The following is a 469-nucleotide window of genomic DNA, read 5'->3' as shown; positions in this document are numbered from 1 at the left end:
CCGCATCGAACTGGGCGAAATCGAGGCGGCGCTGGCCGCCTGCGCCGGGGTGCGCGAGGCGGTGGTGCTGGCGCGCGAAGACCAGCCGGGCGACCAGCGCCTGGTGGCCTACGTGGTGGCGCAGGACGGCATGGAGCTCGACATCGTCGCGCTGCGCGCGCAGCTGGGCCGAACGCTGTCGGAATTCATGCTGCCTGGCGCCTTCGTGGCGCTGCCGTCATTGCCGCTGACGCCGAACGGCAAGCTCGATCGCAAGGCGCTGCCGGCGCCGGATGCGCAAGCCTATGTGGCGCGCGGCTACGAGGCGCCCCAGGGCCAGGTCGAAGAGACGCTGGCGGCGATCTGGGCCGAGCTGCTCAAGCTGGAGCGGGTCGGCCGCCACGACAACTTCTTCGAGCTTGGCGGCCATTCGCTGCTGGCGATACAGATGCTCACGCGCGTGCGTCAGGCGCTCAAGCTGGAAGTCGAC

1 protein-coding gene is annotated in these 469 nt (G+C 70.4%); it reads left to right on the top strand.

The features are described 5' to 3' along the window. Positions 1–469, top strand: a 469-nt coding sequence (locus tag RUGAMON1_RS32690; RefSeq protein WP_445234431.1) for an AMP-binding enzyme, incomplete at both ends; no start/stop codon positions are given.

The sequence above is a fragment of the Duganella rhizosphaerae genome (assembly GCF_040364205.1).
Lineage (GTDB): Bacteria > Pseudomonadota > Gammaproteobacteria > Burkholderiales > Burkholderiaceae_D > Rugamonas > Rugamonas rhizosphaerae.
The sequence above is the reverse complement of the archived record's forward strand: the minus strand, read 5'-3'. Positions and strand labels throughout refer to the sequence as shown.